This window comes from Alishewanella sp. SMS8, assembly GCF_030737935.1.
Lineage (GTDB): Bacteria > Pseudomonadota > Gammaproteobacteria > Enterobacterales > Alteromonadaceae > Alishewanella > Alishewanella maricola.
Genome location: NZ_JAPJEA010000003.1, coordinates 455,770 through 476,007, shown reverse-complemented (window position 1 = coordinate 476,007; position 20,238 = coordinate 455,770). Strand labels below are relative to the sequence as shown.

Annotated in this window: 15 protein-coding genes and 2 tRNA genes; 12 read left to right on the top strand and 5 right to left on the bottom strand. The window is 47.3% G+C overall.

Translation table 11 applies throughout. The features are described from left to right. The first annotated feature begins 2 nt into the window (after window positions 1–2). The gene (gene ylqF, locus ORJ01_RS12620; RefSeq protein ID WP_226750034.1) at window positions 3–938 is read left to right on the top strand and encodes a ribosome biogenesis GTPase YlqF; all 936 of its coding nucleotides are present in this window, start codon (window positions 3–5) and stop codon (window positions 936–938) included. Between the two features lie 11 nt (window positions 939–949). Continuing rightward, the gene (locus ORJ01_RS12615) at window positions 950–1,366 is read left to right on the top strand and encodes a BLUF domain-containing protein (protein ID WP_306178315.1); all 417 of its coding nucleotides are present in this window, start codon (window positions 950–952) and stop codon (window positions 1,364–1,366) included. Window positions 1,367–1,392: 26 nt separating this feature from the next. On the opposite strand, the gene ORJ01_RS12610 is transcribed toward ORJ01_RS12615, so the two are convergent. Then, the gene (locus ORJ01_RS12610) at window positions 1,393–2,394 is read right to left on the bottom strand and encodes an NAD(P)-dependent alcohol dehydrogenase (RefSeq protein WP_229584227.1); all 1,002 of its coding nucleotides are present in this window, start codon (window positions 2,392–2,394) and stop codon (window positions 1,393–1,395) included. 368 nt (window positions 2,395–2,762) lie between these two features. Here ORJ01_RS12610 and ORJ01_RS12605 point away from each other — a divergent pair, with 368 nt between their 5' ends. Further along, window positions 2,763–3,275, top strand: coding sequence for a DUF1993 family protein (locus ORJ01_RS12605; protein ID WP_306178314.1), 513 nt, complete (start codon window positions 2,763–2,765; stop codon window positions 3,273–3,275). Between the two features lie 209 nt (window positions 3,276–3,484). Next, window positions 3,485–4,888, top strand: a complete 1,404-nt coding sequence (gene rimO / locus ORJ01_RS12600; protein ID WP_226750038.1) for a 30S ribosomal protein S12 methylthiotransferase RimO — start codon at window positions 3,485–3,487, stop codon at window positions 4,886–4,888. A 69-nt stretch (window positions 4,889–4,957) separates the two neighbouring features. On the opposite strand, the gene ORJ01_RS12595 is transcribed toward rimO, so the two are convergent. Beyond that, window positions 4,958–5,656, bottom strand: a complete 699-nt coding sequence (locus tag ORJ01_RS12595) for a hypothetical protein (RefSeq protein WP_306178313.1) — start codon at window positions 5,654–5,656, stop codon at window positions 4,958–4,960. A 114-nt stretch (window positions 5,657–5,770) separates the two neighbouring features. Continuing rightward, window positions 5,771–6,484, bottom strand: coding sequence for an RluA family pseudouridine synthase (locus tag ORJ01_RS12590; RefSeq protein ID WP_371930753.1), 714 nt, complete (start codon window positions 6,482–6,484; stop codon window positions 5,771–5,773). A gap of 303 nt (window positions 6,485–6,787) precedes the next feature. On the opposite strand from ORJ01_RS12590, the gene fusA reads away from it, so the two are divergent. From fusA to ORJ01_RS12560, 6 genes are all read left to right on the top strand, one after another. Next, window positions 6,788–8,887, top strand: a complete 2,100-nt coding sequence (fusA, locus tag ORJ01_RS12585; RefSeq protein ID WP_226750040.1) for an elongation factor G — start codon at window positions 6,788–6,790, stop codon at window positions 8,885–8,887. 146 nt (window positions 8,888–9,033) lie between these two features. Then, entirely contained in the window at window positions 9,034–10,494 is a 1,461-nt protein-coding gene (locus tag ORJ01_RS12580; protein ID WP_306178312.1) for a circularly permuted type 2 ATP-grasp protein, read from the top strand. Between the two features lie 3 nt (window positions 10,495–10,497). Further along, window positions 10,498–11,469 (top strand): alpha-E domain-containing protein, encoded by a 972-nt coding sequence (locus ORJ01_RS12575; RefSeq protein ID WP_306178311.1) that lies wholly within the window; start codon window positions 10,498–10,500, stop codon window positions 11,467–11,469. 25 nt (window positions 11,470–11,494) lie between these two features. Next, window positions 11,495–13,861, top strand: coding sequence for a circularly permuted type 2 ATP-grasp protein (locus tag ORJ01_RS12570; RefSeq protein ID WP_306178310.1), 2,367 nt, complete (start codon window positions 11,495–11,497; stop codon window positions 13,859–13,861). Continuing rightward, the gene (locus tag ORJ01_RS12565) at window positions 13,858–14,739 is read left to right on the top strand and encodes a transglutaminase family protein (protein ID WP_226750044.1); all 882 of its coding nucleotides are present in this window, start codon (window positions 13,858–13,860) and stop codon (window positions 14,737–14,739) included. Before ORJ01_RS12570 ends, ORJ01_RS12565 begins: the two co-directional genes overlap by 4 nt. Window positions 14,740–14,844: 105 nt before the next feature. Further along, window positions 14,845–16,122 carry an acetyl-CoA hydrolase/transferase family protein gene (locus ORJ01_RS12560; RefSeq protein WP_306178309.1) on the top strand — a complete coding sequence of 426 codons (1,278 nt, stop codon included), beginning with the start codon at window positions 14,845–14,847 and terminating at the stop codon, window positions 16,120–16,122. A gap of 32 nt (window positions 16,123–16,154) precedes the next feature. On the opposite strand, the gene uvrB is transcribed toward ORJ01_RS12560, so the two are convergent. Both uvrB and ORJ01_RS12550 read right to left on the bottom strand, forming a co-directional pair. Beyond that, window positions 16,155–18,170 carry an excinuclease ABC subunit UvrB gene (uvrB, locus tag ORJ01_RS12555; RefSeq protein WP_306178308.1) on the bottom strand — a complete coding sequence of 672 codons (2,016 nt, stop codon included), beginning with the start codon at window positions 18,168–18,170 and terminating at the stop codon, window positions 16,155–16,157. Between the two features lie 8 nt (window positions 18,171–18,178). Then, window positions 18,179–19,516 (bottom strand): MATE family efflux transporter, encoded by a 1,338-nt coding sequence (locus ORJ01_RS12550; RefSeq protein ID WP_306178307.1) that lies wholly within the window; start codon window positions 19,514–19,516, stop codon window positions 18,179–18,181. A 540-nt stretch (window positions 19,517–20,056) separates the two neighbouring features. Here ORJ01_RS12550 and ORJ01_RS12545 point away from each other — a divergent pair. Beyond that, window positions 20,057–20,133: transfer RNA gene (locus ORJ01_RS12545), tRNA-Asn, on the top strand. A gap of 29 nt (window positions 20,134–20,162) precedes the next feature. Beyond that, window positions 20,163–20,236 (top strand) — tRNA-Asn (locus ORJ01_RS12540). Window positions 20,237–20,238 lie beyond the last annotated feature (2 nt).

Below are 20,238 nucleotides of genomic sequence, written 5' to 3'. Positions count from 1 at the left end.
TCATGTCTATTAACTGGTTTCCGGGCCATATGCACAAAGCCCGCAAAGAAATCGCCGAAGTAATGCCGCAAGTCGATATCATTATCGAAATGCTCGATGCCCGTATTCCGTTTTCCAGTGAAAACCCGCTGGTGCCGCAACTGCGCGGTAATACGCCCTGTATTAAAGTGTTAAACAAAGCCGATCTGGCCGATCCTGCGCTTACCCAGCGTTGGGTTCAGCACTTTGACAGTCAAAGCGGCGTGAAAGCCATCCCGATCAGTCAGCAAAATCCTGAACATATTCGAGCCCTATTACAGCTGTGTAATGACATGCTGCCAGAGCGTAACCTGGAGATCCGAGGCGCTCGTGCTATGATTATGGGGATACCTAACGTGGGTAAGTCCACGTTAATTAATACCCTCGCTGGGCGGACTATCGCCAAAACCGGCAACGAAGCTGGCGTGACCAAAACACAGCAGCGTATTAAGCTGGATAACAATGTGATTTTAACCGACACGCCGGGCTTTTTATGGCCGAAACTGAGCCCGCCTACCTGTGGCTATCGCTTAGCCGTGACCGGCGCCATCAAAGATACGGTGTTTGAGTATGCCGATATTGCGCTGTTTGCGGCTGATTATTTGTTACAAGCCTACCCTGCTGCAGTGATGCAGCGCTTTGATTTAACCGAGCAACCGGAAAATGATCTGGCGCTATTAGATGCGATTGGCATTCGTCGTGGCTGTATGCGCAAAGGTGGCGTGGTCGATCTAGAAAAAGCCGGCACTATCCTGATCACTGAACTGCGCGCCGGTAACTTAGGCCCCATTACGCTAGAAACCCCAGAGATGGTTAGCCAAGAGCAAATTGATGCCAAGGCCGATGAAGCGGCGAAAGCCAAAGACAAAGCCGAGCGAGAAGCCGAGCGTAAACGCAAAGCGCAACGTAAATACCGATAATTGAGAACAGCATGCCAGAGCAACCGTTATTGCAACTTGCCTATGTCAGTACTGCCCAAACGGACATAACCGCTGACTGTATTGCTGAAATTCATCAGCAAGCAAAGCGTAATAATCGGTTACACCATATCACCGGTTTGCTGCTTGCCACGGAGCAGCATTTTTTACAACTGCTTGAAGGGCCTGAACGGGATGTTGAGCTCACTTATACGCGGATCCAACGGGATAAACGGCATCATAATGTGCGGTTAATTTTTAAACATGGTGTAACTGAACGGCAATTCCCTGAATGGCATATGGGGCTGCGTCGTAGTTTTGATCAAGCAGAACATGAAGATGTGACAGCCATTGTTAATTTGTATGGCCAGCGTTCGCAATTTTCTGCCCAGCATGGCGCAGCGTTAGTCTTGCTGTTAAGCTCGTTGTAAGCCGCTTAACAGCAAGTTAAAGTGGTTTAACGTTCTAACACGATACGATAACGCGCTTTACCACTTTCGAGGTGCGCTAAGGCTTCGTTGATCTGACTAAATTTAAAGGTTTCAACCACCGGTTTAATGTCATGTTGCACGGCAAAATCGAGCATCTTGGCAATGGTTGCAGGGCTTCCCACCGGTGAGCCTGATACCGAACGCTGCGCCATAATCAAACTAAACACATTCAAATCTAACGGCTCTAGCGTTGCGCCGACAAAATGCAAACGGCCTTTCGGTTTTAAAGTACCTAAATACAAGTTCCAATCAAGCTTCACATTGACGGTAGAAATAATAAAATCAAACTTGCCAGCCGCTTGCTCAATGTCTGCGGCGCTGCGAGAATTAATGCAATGATGCGCACCTAATTCTTTCGCTTCAGCGGCTTTACTGTCGCTCGAAGTAAAAGCCGTGACTTCACAGCCCCAAGCTCGTAAAAACTGCAAGCCCAAATGCCCTAAGCCACCAATACCAATAACCGCCACTTTATCGGTTGGCTTAACGTCAAACTGCACCATCGGGTTAAACACCGTAATACCACCGCAAAACAACGGGCCTGCGGTTTTTGCATCCATGCCCTCTGGCAATGGGATCACCGCACTGGCATTGGCCCTTACTTTATCGGCAAAGCCACCATGATGGGCTACGATAGTACCTTGCGCACTGGCGCAAAGGTTGTGATCGCCACTACCACAGGTGCTACAGACCTTACAGTAATCAGAATGCCAGCCTAAGCCGACCACTTGCCCTATTTTTAAGTGGGTCACATCGGCGCCAACCGCAGCAATGCGGCCCACCACTTCATGCCCAGCCACCAGCGGGTAACTCGACATACCCCATTCATTATTTAACATTGAAATGTCAGAGTGACAGATGCCGCAATAATCCACATCAATCTCGACTTGATCGCGCGCTAATGCGCCTGGATCATATTGCCAAGGTTCAAGTTTGCCATGGGCTTTCATTGCAGCGTATGCGTTAATCATAAAAACTCCTGTGTGCTAAAAAATCCAACAGTGCAAAGTACAGTGCTAAGTATTAACCAGATCTCAAGAATTGCTTGTTAAATTTTGGAATAAGCACCTCAAGCACTGATTACGGCTATTTTGTGCTGTCAATCGTTGAAAATGGCTAAAGGCGCCAGATATTCACTTTATACTTCTGTTTATTTACCAAACCACAACCCTCGATGGCAAATAAAGAAATCACGCCGTAACATTGTTAAACGCACTAAAACACCGCATAGTGCAGCCACATCTAACGTAACAGCTATGAACAAAACCGCAGCCAATACCAACTGACCATTTAAGCTGTTCTATCACACTGATTATTAACCCAGCCCGAGGCCAACCCCATGTATTTTCAATTGAGCACTACCCAAGCCACTAAAATGTTACATAACCTACAGCACATCTTAGACAAAAGCAGCGCTTATGCACTTAGCAAAAAAATTGATATGAGCGTGCTGTTAAATGCGCGTTTAGCCCCTGACCAATTTCCGTTGATCCGCCAAGTACAAATTGCCTGTGATACCGCGAAGCTCGGTGCCGCGCGCTTGACCAACCAAGTCGAACATGCACCTAAGCATGCCGATGACGAGAGTACACTTGAGCAACTGACGCAGCGCATCAATGACACTGTCGCGTACTTAGCCAGCTTTAAAGAAACCGACTTTGCCAGCGCCGCCACGCAGCACGTCAGCCAGCCCCGTTGGGAAGGAAAATACCTGACCGGTGAAGAATTTTTAATGCAACATATACTGCCTAATTTATATTTTCATATCACCACTGCTTACGCCATCTTGCGCCATAACGGTGTGGATGTCGGTAAAAAAGACTATTTAGGCGCGATGCCTTACAAAGTTTAACCACCCCTCTTCGATCATGCGGGCGATGCCCGTATGATCTTATTTCATCCGCAACGCCTTTACGCATCAATAAAGCCTGCTTCGCCTTATTTTCCGCTGCAATAACTGACACCAGTGTTCATTTTTTAGTCAGCAACCCCTGTAACTTTGCTACGTATCAGGTATAATCCGCCGACTTTTTTCAGGCAACGCCCAATCTAAGAGACACTATGACTGTTCAAACCTTTGATCCAAGCCAAACCACGACCCTCGATACGCCTCGCAAAAGCCTGACTGACCAAGCCGGCAGCGCGCACAAGGGCAACAATACCATCGGCTTTGTGAGCTTAGGCTGTCCAAAAAACTTGGTCGATTCTGAGCGGATCTTAACGCAATTAAAAGCTGAAGGTTATAACATCGTACCCAGCTATGATGATGCCCAGTTAGTTATTGTAAACACCTGCGGCTTTATTGATTCGGCCGTACAAGAGTCACTGGAAACCATCGGCGAAGCTTTAGCGGAAAACGGTAATGTGATTGTCACCGGCTGTTTAGGCGCGCGCGAAGATGAAATTCGTCAAGTGCACCCGAACGTGCTAGGCATTACTGGGCCGCACAGTTATGAAAACGTGTTAAAGCAAGTTCACGAGTTTGTACCCAAGCCAAAATACGATCCCTTCACCATGCTGGTACCGGATCACGGAGTTAAACTTACCCCTAAACACTATGCCTATTTAAAAATTTCGGAAGGTTGTAATCACCGCTGTACCTTCTGCATTATTCCATCGATGCGCGGTGATTTAGTCAGCCGGCCGGTGGGTGAAGTGTTAGATGAAGCGCAGCGCTTAAAAAATGCGGGCGTAAAAGAGCTACTGATCATTTCACAAGACACCAGCGCTTATGGCGTAGATGTGAAACACCGCACCGGCTTTTGGAATGGCCAACCGGTGAAAACCTCGATGCAGTCACTGTGTGAAGCACTTGGTGAAATGGGTATTTGGGTACGTTTGCACTACGTTTATCCTTACCCGCATGTTGACGATATTATCCCGTTAATGGCTGAGGGTAAGGTGTTACCTTATTTAGATATCCCGTTTCAACATGCCAGCCCGCGCATCTTAAAACTGATGAAGCGCCCAGGCCAAGCCGAACGTGTATTAGAGCGCATTAAAAAATGGCGCACTATCTGCCCAGAGCTGACCATCCGTTCAACCTTTATTGTCGGCTTCCCGGGTGAAACCGAAGAAGATTTCCAAATGTTACTTGACTGGTTAGATGAAGCGCAGCTTGATCGCGTAGGCTGTTTTAAATACAGCCCGGTCGAAGGTGCAAAAGCCAATGAGCTTGCTGACCCTGTGCCACAAGCGGTAATGGACGAGCGTTACGATCGCTTTATGTTAAAACAACAAGCGATCAGTGCGGCGCGGTTACAAGCGAAAGTAGGAAAAACCATTAAAGTACTGATTGATGAAGTTGACGCAGAAGGTGCCATTGGCCGCAGTTTTGCTGATGCGCCAGAAATTGATGGTGCGGTGTATTTAAACGGTTTAACTAACGTCAAACCTGGCGATCTGATTGATGCAGTAGTAGACGAAGCCGATGAATATGACTTATGGGCGTCGATTGCAGAATAATATTTGCAGATGTACAAAATACTAACAGGCAGCTCCGGCTGCCTGTTTTTTTCGCATGACGCACCACGATTAGCGAAACGATGTAAATAGCTCTGCCATATACTCAGCCGCAGCCTCTGCTGTGGCAAATTGCGCCGCTTTTGCCCCTTCAATTTGTAATGTGTATAAATAACGGGGCGTTACCGCGCGAGCAAACCACAGCCCATCTTCAGCTTTTTGCGCATCACTACCAATACAAATACTATAACGCGGGGTGTTAGCTTGATAAGTAGCATGCCATACCGGTAAGCCCGTCTGCTCTAAATAATTTAGGCAGTTGCGATAAAGCTGTAATTGCAAATCAATGTTGGCTTGCAGCGCTTTTTTAAAAAAAGCTTTTTGAGTGGCATCCGCCTCAGCCCGATCCCAGCGTTGCAAAGCAGGCATCACATCCAGATCTAAAGCCATTACCGAAAACGTCCAAACGCTCTGTTGATCAGCACTCATAAAAGTTGAAGATGCTGTAGGTAACACCGCATCACAATCCCAATAGTGCTCGCTAATCGCTTCATCAATTAAGGCGTCAGGCAACAACGTAAATAAATCAGTAAAATGAGGGCAATCTATTAATAGGGTGTTTTCATCCACCTCTGGCGAATCGTCACTGTAGGTTTCATTTATTGCTAGCGGCTGTGCAGACGGTTCGACCAAACTTTGTGCATTAATTGCCCCAGAGCAGGCAACCAACCACAGCAAAATCCAGAACCCACCTCTTTTGTTCATCGTCATGCTTTTTCTCATCGGCAAAGTTATTTTGTCGTTCTAGTATTAAGCATCTTTAACGAAATTCAACTTAACCAACGACTAAATTTTTTTGCTCACCCCAGCAGGCTTTATTCACGCTTAAAATGGACTTGGACAATGCCAATGCATGGGCTGCAAGCGGGTGGGATGCTCAAAGTCGATATCACTGGCATGTAGTAATAAACGCTCAGCCATCTGCTGACTTTGTGTGTTGTGATATAAATCACAACCTAAAATAGGATGACCAATACTCTGACTATGAATGCGTAACTGGTGGGTTCGCCCGGTGTGTGGCGTAAACGCCACTAGGCTTCGCGGTGGTTCATTTAACCGTTTAAGCACTCGAAATTGACTCAAAGCGGCCTTACCGGTATCCGCACACATTCTGACTCGCCCAAAACCGTGTTTATCTTTGACTATCGCCGCACTAATCATGCCTTCGTCCGCCGTTAGCCAACCATCGAGCATCGCCAAATAGCGTTTTTGCACGGATCTTATTTGAAACTGTCGGTTTAAATGCTGGGTAGCCTGCTCTGTTAGCCCCACCAACATAATACCTGAGGTGCCGTAATCTAAGCGGTGCGGCAATTTAGCTTGCGCAAATGCAGGGCTGATGCCCTGCTGACCATTTACTAAACGGTAATGCACCGAATCCCAATTAAGTGGGTTTTTACCCGATAAACTTAATAAACCACTGGGTTTGTTGATCACTAACATGTCTGCATCTTGATATAAAATATCAACACTCGCCGCACAGGGTTTGGCAACAAAGTGATCCATCAGACTGTCGGTTGAACTGGCACTGTTTGACATGGCGCTTTCTCTGCTCACTGGAGCATCGTGATAAATAGCTTAGTGATGGTAACCCACTGACTGACGAGGCGATACGACTGATTGCTGCTAGCGCACACCGTTATTGAAAAATTTGACCTGAAATTTAGCGCATTATAAAAGTCAATTACCGTCATGTCTTTGCTGTTACTGAAAAAGTCTGTAACTGTCAGTTGACAGTATCAGTAAAGAAATTAGCCGGTGACAATAATTTTTTCTGCAAAACATTTAAAAATCCTGTATATTGTCGCACTATTTTCAAACCCCTAGCTTATAGAGATGACTATGTCAGCAGATTTATCCTTATACAGAAACATTGGTATCTTCGCCCACGTTGATGCCGGCAAAACCACTACTACCGAACGTATCCTGAAACTGACCGGTAAAATCCATAAGTTAGGCGAAGTTCACGAAGGTGAATCAACTACCGACTTCATGGAACAAGAAGCCGAGCGCGGTATTACTATCCAGTCAGCAGCGGTTAGCTGTTTCTGGAAAGGCTACCGTTTCAACGTTATCGATACCCCGGGACACGTTGACTTCACTGTTGAAGTATATCGTTCATTAAAAGTATTAGACGGCGGTGTTGGCGTATTCTGTGGTTCTGGTGGTGTTGAGCCGCAATCAGAAACTAACTGGCGTTATGCTAACGACGCTGAAGTATCACGTCTGATCTTCGTTAACAAGCTTGACCGTATCGGCGCTGATTTCATCCGCGTAACTGAACAAGTTAAGAAAGTGTTAGGTGCTAAGCCATTAATCATGGTGTTACCTATCGGTCGCGAAGACACCTTTAAAGGTGTAGTTGACCTGTTAACTGAAAAAGCGTACATCTGGGATGAAACGGGTTTACCAGAAAACTACACAATTACTGATATTCCAGCTGACATGGCTGATGACGTTGCGATGTATCGCGAACAGTTAATCGAAACTGCTGTTGAGCAAGACGATGACCTGTTAATGGCCTACATGGAAGGCGAACAGCCTTCATTAGAAGACATTAAGCGTTGTATCCGTAAAGGTACTCGTGATTTAGCCTTCTTCCCAACTTACTGTGGTTCTGCTTTCAAAAACAAAGGCATGCAATTACTGTTAGACGCCGTTGTTGATTACTTACCGTCACCTACTGAAGTTATCCCTCAGCCACTGACTGACGAAGAAGGTAACGAAACAGGTAATTCTGCTATCGTTTCTCCAGATGAGCCATTCCGCGCTTTAGCGTTCAAAATCATGGATGACCGTTTTGGCGCCCTGACTTTCGTGCGTATCTACTCTGGCGTATTGAACAAAGGCGACACTATCCTTAACTCATTCACGGGTAAAACCGAGCGTATCGGCCGTATGGTTGAGATGCAAGCAAACGATCGTACTGACCTGACTACTGCGCAAGCCGGTGACATCATTGCTATCGTTGGTATGAAAAACAACACGCAAACAGGCCACACGCTGTGTGATCCGAAGCACCCTTGTACCCTTGAGCCAATGGTATTCCCAGAACCAGTAATCTCTATCTCTGTTACACCAAAAGATAAAGGTTCAGTTGAGAAGATGGGTATCGCTATCGGTAAGATGGTTGCTGAAGATCCAACGTTCCGTGTTGAAACCGATGTTGATTCTGGTGAAACCATCCTGAAAGGTATGGGTGAATTACACTTAGACATCAAAGTAGACATCTTAAAGCGTACTTACGGTGTTGAATTAGTTGTAGGTCAACCACAGGTTGCTTACCGCGAAACCATTACCCGTGAAATCGAAGATAGCTACACGCACAAGAAGCAATCTGGTGGTTCAGGTCAGTACGGTAAAATCGACTACCGCATCCGTCCGGGCGAGCAAAACTCTGGCTTCAAGTTCGTTTCTACTGTTGTAGGTGGTAGCGTACCAAAAGAATTTATGCCAGCCATCGAGAAAGGCTTTGCCTCTATGATGTCTACCGGTACTTTAGCGGGCTTCCCAGTATTAGACGTAGAAGTTGAAGTATTTGACGGTGGTTTCCACGCCGTTGACTCATCAGCCATAGCGTTTGAAATCGCGGCTAAAGGTGCATTCCGTCAGTCAATCCCGAAAGCAGGCGCACAACTGCTTGAGCCAATCATGAAAGTTGACGTGTTCACGCCGGAAGATCACGTAGGTGATGTTATCGGTGACTTAAACCGTCGTCGTGGCATGATCTCTGGTCAAGAAGCGGGTGTAACAGGCGTTCGTATCAAAGCTGACGTACCATTGTCAGAAATGTTTGGTTACATCAGTACATTACGTACGATGACATCAGGTCGTGGTCAGTTCTCTATGGAGTTCTCGCACTACTCACCGTGTCCATCTAACGTAGCGGAAGCCGTCATCGCTAAAGAAAAAGAAAAGAAAGCCGCTGCTGCTAAAAACTAAGCTGTAAGCGCATAACAAGCCCCGCTGGTGAAAACCGCGGGGCTTTTTTATACTTGCGCTCGCGCTGGCACAAGCTTTGCTATGCTTCTTGTACAAACTAAAGCGATAGCCCGTTGCTATCGGCTCAGAAGTGCAAGGAGCTGTGCATGAGTCTGGAAAATTTTACCGGGGGCCGCTACCCCCTTTTAAAAAATTGTTTTGATGAATTAGTCGCTACCGATGGTAGTGCCAGACCGCCCGCCTCTGCGATTGCCCGCTTTATTGCTAAACATGGTGATTTAGAACTGTGCAAAAGACAACTACAACTAAATCAAACAATTAGCGATATGGGGGTCTGCTTTACCTTATATGCAGACGGGGCGAATATCGACCGCGCTTGGCCATTAGATGTGATCCCACGAACCATCCCAAGCTCAGAATGGCAACGCACTAGCGCCGGTTTAAAACAACGCTTAGCTGCACTTAATCTGTTTATTGATGATTTATACAACGAGCAGAAAATCCTCAAACAAGGCATTGTGCCGGCAGAATTAATACTCGACTCTAAAAATTTTCTTGCACCATGTCAGGGCGTATCACCGATCCATGGTGTCTGGGCAAACATTTGTGGCACCGATTTGGTGCGTGATGAGCATGGCCAATTTTTAGTGTTAGAAGATAACCTACGAGTACCATCAGGGGTATCTTACATGCTGGAAAACCGCACCGTGATGAAACGAGTGTTTCCCGAATTGTTCGCCGACTCTACTATTGTGCCGGTAGATGATTATCCCGCGCAATTATGGCAAATGCTGGCATCATTATCGCCACGAGGAGAACATGTCCCGCCCTGCATCGTGGTACTTACGCCCGGTATTTATAACTCAGCTTACTTTGAACACAGCTTTTTAGCACAACAAATGGGCGTAGAGTTGGCTGAAAACCATGATTTATTCGTTGAAGATGACCGCGTCTGGCTAAAAACGCTGCGTGGCAAACGCCAAGTTGATGTGATTTACCGACGAATCGATGACATTTTTATCGATCCGCAAGCCTTTAGACCCGATTCCGTGTTGGGGATCCCAGGATTGATTGCCGTTTGGCGCAAAGGCTTGGTGGCCATTGCCAATGCACCGGGGTCAGGGGTGGCCGATGATAAAGTGATTTATTCGTTCGTGCCGAAGATTATTCATTATTATCTAGGTGAAGAGCCGCTGCTACAAAATGTCGAAACCTACTTGTGCCAAGATCCCTTGCAACGCAGCTTTGTGTTAGCCAATTTAGATAAACTGGTGGTGAAACCCGCAAACGAGTCTGGCGGTTACGGTATTTTAATTGGCCCTCGTGCCAGCCAAAGCGAGCGCGATGAGATGGCCATGGCCATTAAAGCCAACCCACGTAATTTTATTGCCCAGCCCACACTCAACCTGTCAACGGCACCAACGCTTTGTGAGGGGATGTTAGAACCACGCCATTTAGATCTTCGCCCCTTTATTTTACAGGGTGCCGAGTTGTATTGCTCCACTGGCGGTTTAAGCCGTGTCGCACTGACCAAAGGCTCTTTGGTCGTTAATTCTTCACAAGGTGGCGGTAGTAAAGACACCTGGATCATCAATGATGAGGGCTAAGCAATGTTAGCAAGATCCGTAGAAAATATATTTTGGTTGGGCCGTTATTTAGAACGGCTCGACGATACTGCTCGTTTAGTCAATGCCACCAGCCACTTACTGATCGACAGCCATAAAGATACTGAGTTTGGCTGGCCGGTGTTACTCGAGGTGATGGGACAAGACAGTGCGAAGGTACTGGCCAGTTATGGCTTGGAGCATCAAAATCGGCAACAATTAGCGCAAATTGAACAAGCGGTGATGCAACACCTGATCAGCAATATCGACAGCCCCGTTTCTATCCGTAATGCCTGCAGTCAGTTACGTTATAACGCCCGAACGATTCGACCACTACTGCCGCGTGATATGTGGGAAGAGCTAAACAAACTCGACAGTTTCGTCCAGCAACAATGTGTGGAAACAGTCAGTCGCCAGCAGCGCTATCAATTGATGACCGAAATCAGTCGTCGTTGCCAAATGGTCATTGGCACCTTAGATAGCGTAATGTTACGCGGTGATGCTTTTGATCTTTTTACTATTGGTCGTCATTTAGAGCGTGCGGATATGGTGACGCGGATCATGGACGTGATGGTGCTGCAAACCTTACAACCCACGCAGTTAAAACGGCCACGTTTTCGTTGGATCTCCATTCTCAATGCCTTGGGCGGAGCGGAATCCTATCAATATTATATCGCCAATAATCTGGCTGGGGCGGCTGCCGATGCAATTGATTATCTGTTATGCTATGCCGATTTTCCACGCTCAGTAAGTTATTGTCTGCACCGCATCGCGGCCTCAGGCAAAGCCTTACCGAATAGCCCGGCCATCTTGCAGCAGGTACATCAATTACAGCATTTGATTACCGAGCAAGCAGTAACCGAGTTAAGTACTGTGCAGTTGCATGAACTGATTGACCAGATCCAAACCGGCATTATTGACTTGCATCAGGTTCTGCTCAATATCGCTACAGCTGAGCAGCAACCATTAATCGCCTAGCGCCATCGCGCTTGCAGGAGTAGCCGTGCCAGCAGTGAATGCACCGCCAAGCTCAACCGAACAGCTTTTGGCGTGGTTTGCTAAGTTTCCTTTAGCCCTGCGTAGCCGTTGGTATGATGATATTCAACATCAGCTACGCGAAAATGGCGCAAACTTTGATCGTTGGCAAAAACCGGGGCGCAAACTTGATTTGTATCCGTGGTTAATCAGTACGGCAGATTGGCAACAGGTGCAGGCTGGTATCGCGCAGCGCCATCAATTACTCGCCTTGATCCTGCAAGATCTGTATGGGCCGCAGCAGTTAGTACAAAGCGGAATTATTCCCGCAGAACTCTTGTTTTCCAACCCGCAGTTTCTGTTTGAAAGTGCTGGCTTAGTGCAGCAACCTGAACAATGGCTACCGCTACTGGCAACCGATTTAGGCTTTGATCATCATGGTCAGGTTTGCGCCTTTGCCGACAGCTGTAAGGCGCCTGCTGGCTTAGGTTTTGCGCTAGAACATCGTTTAGCATTAAAGCAGAGTATTCCTGAGCTGCAACAACTGCGCGCTAAAGCTCATCTGTCTGGTTTTTTTCGGCAGCTACGTTTTTTTTTACAGCAACAAGGCAATGGCATTGCGGCTATCTTAACTCATGGCGCGCGCGATGAAGCCTACTTTGAGCAAGCCTTTTTAGCCAACTATCTAGATTTAGCTTTGGTGCATGGTGCCGATCTGATGTTTAGCGAACAACGCATCTGGTTAAAAACACTCAGTGGTTTGCAACCGGTCAGTGCCTTGATGCGCTTTTTAGATGATCGTTTAACCGATCCGCTGGAACTTGACAGTGAAGGTGCTGGCGTAGCAGGGCTGTTACACAGTATTCGGCAACAGCAACTGTTTTGTGCCAACCCTCCCGGCACCGCGTTATTGGATAGCGGTATCTTGTTACCGTTTTTAACGGCTGCGGCCGATTACTTCTGGCAAAAGCCGCTGTTGCTCAATACCGTGCAAGCCTATTGGTGCAAAGAAACGCAACCCTTGCAACAGGTACTAAAAAACCCAGAGCAATTTTTACTGCATGACCTATCCGCACAGCAGCAATATGCGGCAGATAACACCTGTGCCTTATTGCAGCGCCCTGCCGATTTTATCGCGCGGCAAAAATTGTCGTTACACATGCAGCCTTGCTATGATCAGCAAAACCCAACTTGGCAATTGCCAGCAGTGCTTAGAACCTTTAGTTTGTACCAATCGAATCAAGCCCCGCTGCTGCTGCCTGGCGGTTTTGCGCGTTTAGGTGAGCTGAGTCAAATTCAATTACCGGTTATTGCCCAAGATGGCTCAGAGTTAAGTAAGGATGTCTGGGTACTGGGCATGGATCAACCCACAGAATCCCTACTGCAACCGAGCTACAATTCAATGCCGTTATCACGTGAAGCGGGCTTGCTACCCAGTCGCGTCGCTGAGCATTTATTTTGGTTAGGTCGTTATAACGAGCGTTTAAACTTATTAATTCGGGCACTGCGGGTTGCGCTGCCGTTATTGCCCCCTACTCAAGCTACTCAAACTGAACAACAGCTCTATTGTTTTATCGATTTTTGTTTGTTGGCCAATGGCAGCCCACCGCGCCAAGTAAATGAGCCCATTAGTGTTGCACTGGCGCAATTGTTCTCTCCGAGTAATCCACTTAGTGTCATCGGCTTACTGAAAAATTTGATTTACAACGCGCAATCTGTGCGTGAGTACTTTAGTGAAGATACCTGGCTGTTACTCGATAAGTTACAAGCTACCGTCTATCAATGGCCACAAACGCCAGACTTACAGCAGCCCATGACCATTATTTATTTATTAGATGAGATGGTATTACTACAAACCGCGATTTATGGCCTGAATAACGAAACGATGAGTCGCACCCAAGCATTGCGTTTTATGGATATTGGCCAGCACCTCGAGCGCGCGTTACAAACCAGTTTATTGTTGCAGCGTATTTACAGCCAAGATTTACCCTCTGCCGGCGTGATGGAAGCCTTATTACGCATGGCCGATACCTTGATGACCTATCGACGGCGCTATCGCTCAGAGCTCAACCCGATGGCGATTTTAGACTTACTGTTACTCGATACCACCACACCTCGCTCCGTCGGCTATCAAATCAGTCGATTACATCGACAAACGCGAGCCTTACCAGAATTAACCAGTGCGGATCGGCAGCATTTACCCTTGCTGACCACGGAGCTGAGCCAACTATTAGAACAAGTCAGTACCCAACAATTAGATGCTAATTATCCGTCTTGTTTAACCTTGCACGCCCAGCTTGGTCAGTTACAGTATTTGTTACGGCAACTGTCGAACGAATTATCGCTGTGTTACTTTACCCATGCGCATCGAAGCAGTCCTTGGTCCATGTCATGAACTACCAGCTCAAGCACCTTACCGAATATCAATACGAACATGCTGTAGCGAACAGTTACAACCTCGCGTGTTTAATGCCGCGGCAATTACCCTATCAACACGTTAGCCAGGCCAGTGTCCGTTTAACGCCCGATCTGGGACACATCAGCCAATATCAGGATTACTTTGGTAATACCCGACATTTAATTCATTTACAGCCCCCCCATCAACAGCTAAAGGTATGCAGTGAAGCCTTAGTTGAAGTGTTACCGCGCCACAACAGTGCCTTACTCGACAGCGGCAGCGGTGTGGACATACCACAGCTAAAGCATTATTTAAATAGCAACCTAACAGCCGCGGCCATGCAAGCTAAACTGTTTTGCCAAGCCAGTAAGCTCGCTCCATTTTTAACTGAAACCGCTGCGCTGTTACCGCCGTTACGCGCCCCTAAGCAAACCCTGTTGCAATTAGTAGAATGTTTAAACCAGTATATCTTTGAGCATTTTATCTACACACCGGGCTTTACTACCGTCGTCACCCCCCTTACCGAGGTGCTACAACATCGGCGCGGCGTTTGCCAAGATTTTGCCCAGCTAGCCATCAGCTGCCTGCGGGCAAATGGTATCCCTTGTCGCTATGTCAGTGGTTATCTCGAAACACAACCGCCACCAGGACAAGCACGATTGCAAGGCGCAGATGCTTCACATGCGTGGTTTGCGGTGTTTGATCCAGAGCTCGGCTGGATTGATTTTGATCCGACCAATAACGTATTACCGTGCCAGCAACATCTGACTTTGGCTTTTGGTCGTGATTATGCCGATGTGGTGCCATTAAAAGGCGTAGTGCAAGGCAGTGGCGCCCATCAATTACAAGTCGCAGTGGATGTGATCCCGTGCTAAGTTAATGGCCTCTTTGCTCTGCACTGGCGCATGATCACGCAACTCAGTGATGTAAACAAGCACGCGCCAGCGCAGTGAGCACTTTTCAGCAAAACGGAGTTCTCGATGCGCGTCACCACCGCCGAACAGGCCCTTAGTATTTTGCAAGATAACGACACTATTTGGTGTCAGTCGATGGCGGCAACACCCTATTATTTATTGCACGCTTTAGCCACAGTGGCGTTATCCCGGCGCAATCTTACCTTATTACAATTACATACTGAGCATAGCGAAGTATTGTGCGCACCGGAACTGAGCGGTCATTTACGTCAGCGGGCTTTTTTTGTGGGGAGCAGTACGCGCCAGGCCGTGCAATGTGGCTTAGCCGATTATGTACCAATATTTTTATCCGAAATCCCCAAATTATTTCGAAGCGGCGAACAACCGCTTGATGCGGTATTAATCCAAGTTTCTCCGCCAGATAAACATGGCTACTGCAGTTTAGGGATCTCGGTAGAAGCAACGCGTGCCGCCCTACAAATGGCTAAACGCGTGATTGCCTGGATCAATCCGTTAATGCCCAGAACTCATGGTGACTCTTTTGTGCATCTGAGTCGATTTGACCGTTATGTTGAGTACAGCGCCCCGCTACCGCAACATTTGCCCGTGCCGCTGGATGCCATTACCCAGCAAATTGGCCAACATGTCGCCAGCTTAATCCGCGATGGCGATTGTTTACAACTGGGTATTGGCGCCATACCCGATGCCACCCTAGCCTGTTTAGGCCAACATCAGCATTTAGGTATTCATACCGAAATGTTTTCCGATGGGGTGCTACCGCTTATCCAAACGGGCGTCATCAATAATCAGCGTAAACGCAAACATCGCGGTAAAATTGTTACCACTTTTGCGATGGGCTCTCAAGCCTTGTACAACTATTTGGATGACAACCCCGAAGTGGTCTTTTTAGATGTCGAGTACACCAACGATACCGCGGTTATTCGGCAAAACCCGCAAGTGGTCGCGATTAATAGCGCTTTACAAGTCGATTTAAGCGGCCAAGTGTGTGCCGATTCGCTGGGCACCAAAATTTACTCTGGCGTGGGCGGACAAATGGATTTTGTGCGTGGCGCGAGTTTATCCGAAGGGGGACGCGCGATTATTGCCTTGCCCGCTACCGCGACGGGCGGCACAGTATCACGCATCAGCAGTTTATTGGCACCCGGTGCGGGAGTGGTTACCACCCGCGCTCATGTTAACTATATTGTTACCGAGTACGGTATTGCTCAACTTCGCGGTAAAAGTTTAACTGAACGTGCCAAGGCGCTGATTAACATTGCGGCGCCCGCTTTTCAAGAACGGCTGGCGCAGCAAGCCTGGGATGATTGGCGCTTAAACGTGTAAGCGCCGTTAACGATTGCGACAAACATAAGGGTTTAGCTTTCCGGTAATTCCAGTAAGCGCTGCTTGATTTTATGCACCTGATCACGCAGCGCTGCCGCTTGTTCAAACTCGAGATCCCGGGCATGTTGCAGCATCTTTTGTTCCAGCTGTTTAATTTCAGCCTGCATTTGATAAGGCGTTTTGCCTTTAAAGAAAGCTTTCGTTTCAGCTACTTGGCGCAATACAATATTTTTGGTTTGTGGCGATTGCCCCAGATCCATCACATCGGCTACTTTCTTCAGAATCGCCTTGGGCGAAATACCATGCTCAGCGTTAAAGGCAAGTTGTTTATCGCGCCGACGATCCGTTTCATCAATCGCTTTGCGCATAGAATTGGTAATGCGATCAGCATATAAAATCGCCCGTCCTGCTAAGTTTCGCGCCGCACGACCTATGGTTTGAATTAACGAACGCTCTGAGCGTAAAAAACCTTCTTTATCTGCATCAAGAATGGCCACTAATGACACCTCAGGAATATCCAGACCTTCTCGCAGCAAATTGATACCCACCAAAACATCGAAGATCCCTAAGCGTAAATCACGAATAATTTCCATGCGCTCGACGGTATCGATATCAGAGTGTAAATAACGCACACGAATACCATGTTCACTTAAGTACTCGGTAAGATCTTCCGCCATCTTTTTGGTCAGGGTTGTCACCAGCACCCGCTCTTGTCGCGCAGCGCGCTGCATCGCTTCCGACATTAAATCATCAACTTGCGTCGCGACGGGGCGAATTTCAATAATCGGATCAACCAAGCCCGTTGGCCGCACCACCTGCTCAATCACTTCGCCATTAGAGTGTTCTAACTCATAAGCCGCCGGTGTGGCCGAAACATAGATGCGCTGCGGTGCGATCATTTCAAACTCTTCGAACTTCAGCGGCCGGTTATCTAAAGCAGAAGGTAAGCGAAAACCATAGTTAACCAAGTTTTCTTTCCGTGACCGGTCGCCCTTATACATCGCGCCAATTTGCGAAATGGTGACGTGCGACTCATCAATAAACATTAAACCATCGTCTGGAAAATATTCCAGTAAGGTCGGTGGTGGTGCACCATCACCACGGCCCGATAAATAGCGCGAATAGTTTTCAATACCCGAGCAATAGCCTAATTCAATCATCATTTCGATATCAAACTGCGTGCGCTGGGCTAAACGCTGCTCTTCAACCAGTTTATTGGCACTGAGTAACTGCTGACGACGCTCAGCAAGGTCAACCTTGATTTGCTCTACGGCTTTTAGAATCGTCTCTCTGGGTGTGACATAGTGCGTTTTAGGATAGATGGTATAGCGCGTCACAATTTTTTCCACCGCTCCGGTGAGCGGGTCGAATAAACTGATACGTTCAATTTCTTCATCAAATAATTCGATACGAACAGCAATCTCTTCCGACTCTGCCGGAAACACATCAATCACATCACCGCGTACCCGATAAGTGGCACGCTCAAAGGCCAGATCATTTCGGCTGTATTGCAGTTCGGCCAAGCGCCTTAAGATAAAGCGCTGGTCAATAATATCGCCTTGCTTTAAATGCAACAGCATTTGCATATAAGACTGCGGATCGCCCAAACCATAAATGGCCGACACCGATGCGATAATCACCACATCACGACGCTCCATCAGCGCTTTGGTCGCAGACAGGCGCATTTGCTCAATATGCTCATTTATCGACGCATCTTTTTCAATAAAGGTATCCGTCGAGGGTACATAGGCTTCAGGCTGATAATAATCATAATAAGACACGAAATATTCAACGGCATTATGCGGGAAAAACGCTTTCATCTCGCCGTAAAGCTGCGCGGCGAGTGTTTTATTGTGTGCCATAATTAGCGTTGGTCGGCCCACTTGAGCAATCACATTGGCCATCGTAAAGGTTTTACCTGAGCCGGTGACACCTAATAACGTTTGATGCGCTAGGCCACTCTCTAAGCCGCTGACCAGCTTTTCGATCGCGCCAGGTTGGTCGCCAGCCGGTTGATAATCTGATACCAGTTCAAAAGCACGTGACATGGTGTTTCCTATAACAAATAGCGTTGCTGCACTCGGTTAAACCAATAATAAGCCACGGCAGCCGTAAGCAAATTAGCAAGAATGCATCCAATAAAAATGCCGACCACGCCAAACACAACGCCGCCAAGCCAAGCAAGGGGTACATAGCAAACAAACAAACGGATCACGCTAAGTACCACGGCTTTCGCCGGTAAATGCAACGCATTAAAAGAAGAATTGGTTAAAATGATGATGCCTTGTAAGCCATAAGCCAAAGGCATCAGCCAGATAAACCAACGTAAATAACTGGCGACGTCTGCATTATCCGTGAACATAGCGGCAATCGGATAAGCCAGTAGCGCTAAGATAAGATAAATACCGGCTTGCCAAAACATCACAAAACGACAACATAACTGATAAGCCTCTTTGACACGATCAAAACGCGATGCCCCAAAGTTTTGACTAATCACCGGTGGCAGGGTCATCGATAACGCTAACACCACTAACGAAGCAATACTCTCAATCCGTGCTCCCACGCCAAAGGCCGCGACGGCTTCTGGACCATAAGAAGCCATAATCGCCGTGAGAATCGCCATCGCTACCGGCGTGAGCATGTTGGCGCCGGCAGCCGGTAGACCAATGTGCAAAATTTTACGACAGATCTGACGAAACAAACCCCAAGGTAATATCCAAGCCGTTAATAAACCGCGCTTAACACTGAGCCAATATAAAATAAACACAAAGCCGGCTAACCAAGAGATGACCGTCGCAATGGCAGCCCCACTGATCCCCATAGCAGGAATAGGGCCAATACCAAAAATCAGGATCGGATCCAAAATCGCATTAATCACACCGCTGCCGGCCATCACTAGACTGGGGATCTTTGTATCACCAGCTGCACGTAAAATGGCATTACCGACCATGGGTGTTACTAATAAAATCGACCCCGCCAGCCAAATCAGCATGTAGCGTTCAATATAAGAAAAGATCTCTGGCGTCGCCCCCAACAAAAAAAACAGCGGCTCTAACAAAAGATAGCCCAGCAAGGCGAGAATACTGACTAAAATTGCCGACAGCCATAAAGCCGCTAAACTGTCGGCCCGCGCCGTGTCGGTTTGCCCTGCCCCCAGAGCTTTGGCAATAATGGCTGAAGTACCAATGCTTAAACCAATCGCTAAACTGATTAAGGTAAAGGTAACCGGAAAGGTAAAACTGATTGCCGCCAGTTGCTGAGTTCCTAGTAAGCTAATAAAAAAGGTATCGACCAGGTTAAAACTCATTAGCGTCAACATCCCGCCCATCACTGGCCAAGTCAGACGTTTTAATAAGGGAGCCATGCTGGCTGTTAACAGTGGATTCGTGCTCATCAAAGATAACTGCTTCTTACGATGTCAGAAAAGTCAGTCTCTATTGTAGAGAAAAGCGCGAGTCAGCACCATGCTCGTTGTCGAATAAGCCAAATTACCGGTTTAGTGGCATGAATGACCTGAAACTCACAAAAACAGTGCACAATGGCAAGCGGATCGGACAGGCAGTAAACAAAAACTGCACTTAAAAAGCACAATCCGCTCAAAAAATCATAAGCGACTGAAATTTAAAACAAAAAATTTTTATCGCAAAGCTATTGACCACGATGAAATTAAGCAATGACAAGGCTTTGCTCGATTAAGCAACCAGTCATTCACAGAGTTATCCACAGCTTCCGTGGATAACTCTGTACAAGGCTTATTGGCTAAGGTGTTGCGGTCATTGCCATCTGAATGACCCGTCATCGTTCCTCGATTCGTATTGAAAATGTGCATTTTGGCGAAACTATATGCAAGTAAACCACTTCTGTAAAAATCAGCTCTGCAAAGTGTTGACAGTCTCCTAAGGTGGCATTAGTATTGCGCCCCGTTGAATGCTGTTCCCTAGTAGCTCAGTTGGTTAGAGCGGCGGACTGTTAATCCGTAGGTCACTGGTTCGAGTCCAGTCTGGGGAGCCAACAGCAATATTTAACGAATGTATCACCCTTCCCTAGTAGCTCAGTTGGTTAGAGCGGCGGACTGTTAATCCGTAGGTCACTGGTTCGAGTCCAGTCTGGGGAGCC

Coding starts and splice junctions, on each gene's coding strand:
- ORJ01_RS12550 (WP_306178307.1), bottom strand. CDS start 19,516: ATGAGCACGAATCCACTGTTAACAGCCAGCATGGCTCCCTTATTAAAA.
- uvrB (WP_306178308.1), bottom strand. CDS start 18,170: ATGTCACGTGCTTTTGAACTGGTATCAGATTATCAACCGGCTGGCGAC.
- ylqF (WP_226750034.1), top strand. CDS start 3: ATGTCTATTAACTGGTTTCCGGGCCATATGCACAAAGCCCGCAAAGAA.
- rimO (WP_226750038.1), top strand. CDS start 3,485: ATGACTGTTCAAACCTTTGATCCAAGCCAAACCACGACCCTCGATACG.
- fusA (WP_226750040.1), top strand. CDS start 6,788: ATGTCAGCAGATTTATCCTTATACAGAAACATTGGTATCTTCGCCCAC.
- ORJ01_RS12565 (WP_226750044.1), top strand. CDS start 13,858: ATGAACTACCAGCTCAAGCACCTTACCGAATATCAATACGAACATGCT.
- ORJ01_RS12575 (WP_306178311.1), top strand. CDS start 10,498: ATGTTAGCAAGATCCGTAGAAAATATATTTTGGTTGGGCCGTTATTTA.
- ORJ01_RS12595 (WP_306178313.1), bottom strand. CDS start 5,656: ATGACGATGAACAAAAGAGGTGGGTTCTGGATTTTGCTGTGGTTGGTT.
- ORJ01_RS12605 (WP_306178314.1), top strand. CDS start 2,763: ATGTATTTTCAATTGAGCACTACCCAAGCCACTAAAATGTTACATAAC.
- ORJ01_RS12610 (WP_229584227.1), bottom strand. CDS start 2,394: ATGATTAACGCATACGCTGCAATGAAAGCCCATGGCAAACTTGAACCT.
- ORJ01_RS12615 (WP_306178315.1), top strand. CDS start 950: ATGCCAGAGCAACCGTTATTGCAACTTGCCTATGTCAGTACTGCCCAA.
- ORJ01_RS12560 (WP_306178309.1), top strand. CDS start 14,845: ATGCGCGTCACCACCGCCGAACAGGCCCTTAGTATTTTGCAAGATAAC.
- ORJ01_RS12590 (WP_371930753.1), bottom strand. CDS start 6,484: ATGTCAAACAGTGCCAGTTCAACCGACAGTCTGATGGATCACTTTGTT.
- ORJ01_RS12580 (WP_306178312.1), top strand. CDS start 9,034: ATGAGTCTGGAAAATTTTACCGGGGGCCGCTACCCCCTTTTAAAAAAT.